We start from the raw sequence: 716 nt of genomic DNA, 5'->3' as shown, positions 1-716 counted from the left end.
CCTTCACTCCGCTCGTCTGCCTGACGGGACGTCTCCGGCCTGCTTTGATGCTTCCATGCGTGTGGTTGAAAGGGCTGGGCGAGGATGGCCCGTGACGCAGCAGATGTGTCAGAGCCCGCACCAGGTTTAAAGCAAAATGCTTTCTTAACTGACCAGTATTAGCCCGTACCTTCCCGCTTTTTATTTAAACCTCATTAATAAAGGCGTCATTTGGCTATTTTTAACAAGACATTTCCTGTGTAAAACAGTTAAAAGCGCGTGTCATTTTAATATCTGAAATACTTACGGATTGCTGAGTCTCTTCGCAAACCACGCGTGGTAATTTAAGTTTATTCGACATAAAACTAAACACATCAGAAGAGGTTTTATCTAATGGTTTACTCCATCATGGCCGATATGAATAGTCTCACCACCATAGAACGTGATACCCCTTATCCTGGATTCGGTATCAATGATCCACTGCCGGATGAAGCTGGCACCACAGTGTTTATCACCATCAATAACCAGACCTTTACCACGATCATTGATGCAGCCGGCTTGTGGAGCTGGAAAGCGTCAACGCCGTTCACTGATGGCGATTACAGCGTATCAATTCGCTACGTTGATCTGGCAGGTAACTCTTCCGATACGTCGCAGTTCTCTATGGTGATTGACACTACCCCACCGGAAGCCCCGATATTAATCAAACTGTACGATGACTTCGGTGCAGACAAGCG

General features: G+C 46.5%; 1 protein-coding gene. It reads left to right on the top strand.

Translation table 11 applies throughout. The features are described from left to right. Positions 1–372: 372 nt before the first annotated feature. Positions 373–716 (top strand): Ig-like domain-containing protein (locus K5Y32_RS24785; RefSeq protein WP_222186142.1); only part of this gene is annotated, 344 nt, incomplete at its 3' end.

Source organism: Pantoea sp. DY-15 (assembly GCF_019795935.1).
GTDB classification, from domain to species: Bacteria; Pseudomonadota; Gammaproteobacteria; order Enterobacterales; family Enterobacteriaceae; genus Pantoea; species Pantoea leporis.
This window is presented reverse-complemented; position numbering and strand designations above follow the sequence as displayed.